The following is a 359-nucleotide window of genomic DNA, read 5'->3' as shown; positions in this document are numbered from 1 at the left end:
CGTTATAGCGTGGACATGCAACGGCGAAAGTAAAAACGCGATGAAGCAACTGACACTGGCGATGGCTGTCGATCAATGCGCGGGATTTGGGGCGCAGCGCAAACCTACGCGACGCGAAGCGTTTCTCGATGAGATGAACAGGCTCGTGCCGTGGGCTGAACTGTGCGCGGTGGTCGAGCCGTATTACCCGAAACGCGGCAGCGGTCGCCCGCCGATCGCGCTGGAACGCATGTTGCGGATTTACTTTGTCCAGCACTGGTTCAACCTCGCCGACCTTGCGTGCGAGGAGGCGCTGTACGACAGCCTCAGCCTGCGCCGTTTTGTGGGCATTGACCTGGGCAACGAAACCGTTCCAGACG

Annotated in this window: 1 protein-coding gene; it reads left to right on the top strand. The window is 59.9% G+C overall.

The window, feature by feature from the left end; all coding sequences use genetic code 11:
- Positions 1–40: 40 nt before the first annotated feature.
- The coding region (locus SB753_RS35415; RefSeq protein ID WP_410804735.1) for a transposase at positions 41–359 on the top strand (319 nt) is incomplete at its 3' end.

Origin of the sequence: Paraburkholderia sp. SIMBA_053 (assembly GCF_046534895.1) — a bacterium.
Taxonomy (GTDB): domain Bacteria; phylum Pseudomonadota; class Gammaproteobacteria; order Burkholderiales; family Burkholderiaceae; genus Paraburkholderia; species Paraburkholderia caledonica.
This window is presented reverse-complemented; position numbering and strand designations above follow the sequence as displayed.